The 5,561-nt window shown below is 41.1% G+C and carries 6 protein-coding genes; 5 read left to right on the forward strand and 1 reads right to left on the reverse strand.

The features are described 5' to 3' along the window. From ACUVXA_RS15340 to ACUVXA_RS15355, 4 genes are all read left to right on the forward strand, one after another. On the forward strand, positions 1-196 hold a 196-nt coding region (locus ACUVXA_RS15340; protein WP_445872156.1), incomplete at its 5' end, for a carboxymuconolactone decarboxylase family protein. 18 nt (positions 197-214) lie between these two features. Beyond that, entirely contained in the window at positions 215-1,003 is a 789-nt protein-coding gene (locus ACUVXA_RS15345) for an enoyl-CoA hydratase/isomerase family protein (protein WP_445872157.1), read from the forward strand. A 79-nt stretch (positions 1,004-1,082) separates the two neighbouring features. Then, positions 1,083-1,937 (forward strand): creatininase family protein, encoded by an 855-nt coding sequence (locus tag ACUVXA_RS15350; RefSeq protein ID WP_445872158.1) that lies wholly within the window; start codon positions 1,083-1,085, stop codon positions 1,935-1,937. A 68-nt stretch (positions 1,938-2,005) separates the two neighbouring features. Further along, a complete protein-coding gene (locus tag ACUVXA_RS15355) occupies positions 2,006-3,397 on the forward strand; it encodes a glycoside hydrolase family 1 protein (protein ID WP_445872159.1) in 1,392 nt (463 codons plus the stop codon). An 84-nt stretch (positions 3,398-3,481) separates the two neighbouring features. Here the strand turns inward: ACUVXA_RS15355 and ACUVXA_RS15360 are convergent, their stop codons facing one another. Further along, positions 3,482-3,847 carry a class II SORL domain-containing protein gene (locus ACUVXA_RS15360; protein ID WP_445872160.1) on the reverse strand — a complete coding sequence of 122 codons (366 nt, stop codon included), beginning with the start codon at positions 3,845-3,847 and terminating at the stop codon, positions 3,482-3,484. A 211-nt stretch (positions 3,848-4,058) separates the two neighbouring features. On the opposite strand from ACUVXA_RS15360, the gene ACUVXA_RS15365 reads away from it, so the two are divergent. Then, the gene (locus ACUVXA_RS15365; protein ID WP_445872161.1) at positions 4,059-5,378 is read left to right on the forward strand and encodes a glycoside hydrolase family 1 protein; all 1,320 of its coding nucleotides are present in this window, start codon (positions 4,059-4,061) and stop codon (positions 5,376-5,378) included. Positions 5,379-5,561: the final 183 nt, after the last annotated feature.

A 5,561-nucleotide genomic window follows, 5' to 3' on the forward strand; every position in this document is an offset into this window, starting at 1 on the left:
AAAAACAATTATGGCAATAAATTTTGTAAGGAAAGCGACCGAGAATGCAACTACGGTCACGGACGAGGATGTGGAACGCTTGAGAAAGGTGGGCTTTGGGGATGCGGAAATTTTAGAAATAGCAACACTTATGGGCTACTTCAACATGATTAACAGAATAGTTGACGCACTAGGCGTGACCCCAGAAGAATATTAAGTTGAGGAGTAGAAAATTATGGATAAAGTGGTAATTTGGGAAAAGAAGGATGGAATCGCAACCATAACTCTAAATAGACCAGAATCCCTAAACGCTATAAATAGGGAATTAGCTGACCAGTTCTACGACACCTTAATCGAAATCGATCAGGACTGGGGTGTAAAAGTGGTTATTCTTAAAGGAGCAGGAAGAGCTTTCTGCGCCGGAGCAGACATCAAAACCTTTACAAAGCATTTGGAATTAGAACCGGATTTTATTTACGACACGGTATACAAGGTCCAACAGGTTAATCTCCTTCTCAAAACCCTGAGACCTCCAGTAATCGCAGCGATGCACAAATACGCTCTTGGAGGAGGATACGAGTTCGCCGCCTCCTGCGACTTCAGATTCTGCACCGAGGACACTATCATGGGTCCCATAGAAATTGCAGTGGGATTGCTCCCCATAGCCACAGGCATGACTATCATGCCCCGAATTTTAGGACCCCAGATAGCGAAAAAAACAATTCTACTTGGAGAAAGATTCGACGCCAAGTACGCTAAGGATATTGGATTTGTCTTAGATGTGGTACCACAAGAAAAACTCATGGACGTAGTTACAGAGTTTGCTAAAAAACTGATGAGCACAAACCCCCTATTACTATATTTGGGAAAAATGACCATAAATAGGGCATTAACATCGGACATCTCTTCGAATCTCAAAATTGAATGTGAAATCTTGAGAATGTTTTCCCATAGCCAGTTTACAGAAGAAAACGTTAAGAAACTACTAGAAAAGACCAAAAAGGAAATTTGGGGACAACAATAATTTTTTTTATTCCTATTATTATCCATCCTTCAACTTTGGAAACGGAAGCTATAAGTGAAATCGCTGTTTTATAGATTCTATGTCTTCCATAGTAATCCCCATTGAGAATTTAACTTGGAAAGAACTAGACTCAATGGAAAGGGAGAAAACAGTTATTCTAGTTCCAATAGCCCCACTCGAACAGCATGGTCCGCACCTACCTATCGGAACCGATTTTTTTGAAAGCATATTTATTACCAAGGGGGTAGGTGAGAAGATAAAACGGGAGTTGAATGGTTACAATGTTCTAATTCATCCCGCAATACCGATAGGCACAGGTACTCTGGATAAGACTGGTTCCATTGAGTTTAATGCGAAAAATGTTAAAAATATTATATTTGACTTGGGCAAATCACTTGCAGTTTATGATTTCAAACATATTATAATATTTGCATGCCATGGGGCACCGACCTTTTCGGTGGCTATTGAAGAGGCCTGTGAAGAACTTAACCAACAATATGGGGACATCATTTTCTCGCCTATGGGATACTATCTATCCCAAATATTCGGAGGCGGAGTTGAGGAGTTACCGGAAGAGCTACGTGTAATTATGGAAAAATACCCGAAGGATTGGCATGCCGGCTACGGCGAAACCTCAATGATGCTAAACATAAAAGAACCCCTCGTCAAGAAAGATTATAAAAACTATGAATCCATAGAAGTAAACGTGATTAAACTCTCTGACAGAAATGTAGTTGACAAACACGGGAAAGCCATCGGATATTTTGGCTACCCTGCTGAATCTTCAAAGCAAATCGGGAAGCTCATGTTGAACTCCACAATCGATATTCTTACAAAAATGTCAATCGAATTCATCAAAAGAAAAAACTACAAGCAATACCTGCACACCTTCTACTGGAATCTTCAGCAGTTCAGAACAAACCAAAATAAGTAAAGACTAAATTATGAACCATTCTAAATTTATATTGCTAATATCCTGAAACCAATTATTTTTTATATGAAATGAAACAAAAGAAATGGTACAAAATAATAGTTTTAAGCACAAGAAAGTGGGAGGAGATAACCACGCCAAAAGAAGAATATAAAGAAATAATTTTTCCCTCGGGCTTCCTATGGGGTGCTGCAACCGCCGCCCACCAAGTTGAGGGCAACAACACCAATAACCACTGGTGGGCCTGGGAGCAAGAGGGCGGCCACATTCATGATGGATCTGTTTCGGGACGGGCCTGCGATCAGTATAACCTGTACGAAAAGGATTTCGAGTTAGCAAAAGAGCTGGCACACAATGTTCATCGTTTCTCTATAGAGTGGAGCCGCATAGAACCTAAGGAAGGCAAATGGAGTGAAAAGGAGATAGAGCACTACCGTGAGGTGATTCAAGCTCTTCTAGATCGAGACATAACTCCTATGGTAACCTTACACCACTTCACTAACCCAATCTGGTTGCAGGAGAAAGGAGGCTGGCTTAATCCCCAATCAGTGGAGCTCTTTGAGCGATATACCAAAATAGTTACAGAAACCATGGGTGATCTAATATCCTTCTACAACACTATTAATGAACCTATGATGGTTGCCTCATTGGGGTATTTTCTAGGAATCCATCCCCCCTGTAGAACAGATTTATCCGAATTTTTAACAGTTGGTAAACATCTGCTCATGGCTCACGGAAAAAGTTATCGAGCAATACATGAAACTGTGAAAGATAAGGGGTTTAAAATTAAACCAAAGGTAGGCATTGTAAAACAAATTCCCTACTTTGCTCCTCTGGATCCTGATTCGGATGCTGATGTTCAACAGGCAAAATTAATGGATGATATGGTTAATCGATGGTACCTAGATGCAATACAATCGGGTATCGTTGCCCAACCATTTGGAACTGGCGAGGAACTCGATTATTTGAAAAATTCTTGGGACTTCATAGGGGTAAATTGGTACACGCGGATACTTGCAACTCCTATAACTGAGATTCAAGCTGAAGGAGGGTCTAGTTTATCCATGAATGTTCCTGAAGGAGCGGAAACCACTGATATGGGGTGGGAGGTTTACCCAGAGGGGTTCTACCATAGTTTAATGTCGGTAAAGAAGTATAAAAAACCGGTCTATGTAACCGAAAATGGTATAGCCACTATGAAAGATGAGCAGCGGTGCCGCTACATTCTAAGACACCTCTACCAGTTACACAGAACAATTCGAGATGGATTGAGTGTTAAGGGTTATATGTACTGGTCTCTAATTGACAATTTTGAGTGGGCCGAAGGATTCGCCAAGAGATTCGGATTGGTGGAAGTAGACTACAACACTATGGAGAGAACTCCCAGACCTAGCGCCTATCTATACCGAGACATAATTAAAGGAAATAAGATAACCGAACAGCAATTCCAAAAATACTTATGATGTCTCAAAATGTGGGAAAAATTTTGTAAAAATAGAAAAGGGAGAAGGATATTTGTTTGCTTCCTTCTGATTTTTAATTTTGATTTACTTCACATCAATTTTTTTCTTTGATTCCCAGAGTCCGTGAAGATTGCAAGATTCCACTACCCTAAGTTCGGTGGGACCTTCTAGAATAATGTGGAACGTGGCTTCTGGTGTGGATACTGTTGGAGCGAATTCTGCTTTGCTCAAGAATCTCTCACCGGCGTAAAGCTCAACCCAATTAATCCAGTGGCCCAGCATATTAGGGTGCTCAACCCCGTCGATTCCCCCTACCTTAACGGACACGCTGAAAGGCTCTTTGGCTTTCGCACTGTCCGGAGCCGTGATTACTGGTGTGTGCTTTTTATCCATGTCCGTCATCGGACTCTTAGGTCTATTCATCTTTGTTAATGAAAACTCCTCAGACAATTTCCTTAACCTCCTCTAAAATATAATATCTCTATTAAAAATTCATAGCATCACTTTAATGCTTGTTTATCTGAAAGTAGTAGGCTTTAATAAATTTAACCTATTACCGAAAAGATTATTCCTTAAGAAAATTAGCTCTTTTTTGAGAAACCCTTTTTTAGTCTATTAAATAAAGACTAACAATTAAAAAATGAACAGAGGAAGATTAATTATGATTCGTAAAGAGGAGGCTTACCAAGATATCGAATTTCCCAAAGGTTTCCTTTGGGGTGCTGCAACCTCCGCACATCAAGTAGAGGGTAACAACACTAATAACCAGTGGTGGGCCTGGGAGCAAGAAGGTGGGCACATAAATGATGGATCCATTTCAGGACGTGCCTGTGACCATTACAACTTGTATGAAAAGGACTTCGACCTCATTAAACAATTAGGCCACAATACTCACCGATTCTCAATAGAGTGGAGCCGCATAGAACCCAAAGAGGGCAAGTGGAGCAAAAAAGAAATAGACCACTACCGCCAGGTAATCCAAGCTCTAAATGATAGAGACATCACTCCCATGGTTACACTACATCATTTCACAGATCCTATCTGGTTAGCTGAGAAGGGAGGATGGCTAAACCCCAAGGTTGTTGAACTCTTTGAACGCTACACCAGAAAAGTAGTGGAATCGCTGGGAGACCTAATCCCTTTCTACAATACTATTAATGAACCGGTTTGGGTAGCCTATGCTAGCTACGGTCTGGGCGTCCACCCACCTTGCCATAATGATATGAACGAATTCTACACGGCGGGAAAGCACTTCTTAATGGCTCATGGAAAATGCTACCGTGCGATACACGAAACTGTAAAAGACATGGGATTCAAAATTAAACCCCAAGTAGGAATAGTAAAACAGATGATGTACTATGACCCCGTAGACCCCAACGTGAAGGAGGATGTGGAGGAAGCAGAAAGAATGGACGAATTAACTAACAGATGGTTTCTTGAAGGAATACACACCGGAATCATTAGGAAACCCTTTGGAAAAGGCGAGGAACTAGAATATTTAAAAGACTCGTGGGATATAATTGGAGTAAACTATTATACCCGCTCACAAATATCTCCCAGACTTAACGATCCTAAGGTTTTGGAGTTGATGTTATCTAGAAGAGGAGAATCTACAGATATGTATGAGGTGTATCCCGAAGGATTCTACAAGCAACTAATGTCCGTAAAAAAGTACGGCAAGCCGGTTTACGTCACTGAGAATGGAATAGCCACCAAAGATGATAAGCAGCGTTGCAGATACATCCTCATTCATCTAAGAGAGGTTCACAAAGCTATCCGTGACGGATTAGACCTGAGAGGATTCATGTACTGGTCACTAATGGATAACTTCGAGTGGAGCCTAGGCTACTCCATGCGATTCGGACTAATAGAAATTGACTACGAAACACTGGAAAGAAAACCACGCCCCAGCGCGTACTTGTACAGGGACATTATTAAAAGTAACAAAATCACTGCCCAACAATTCGAAAAATATCTCTAAAAAGAATTACAGGAATCGTTGGCGGGAAAGCCCCAGACTTCAATCTCAGGGATGAACCGTCAAAAAATTTATTTAAAATAGAGTATATTAATAGTTGTCGGTAGCTGAGGAGTTTGGCTTGCTTAAAGGGCTAAACAAGACGCAGCCCCCATGAGGGTGCCAACATAGACGCCGTTCCCTGCG

The sequence above is a fragment of the Candidatus Jordarchaeum sp. genome (genome assembly GCF_052745115.1).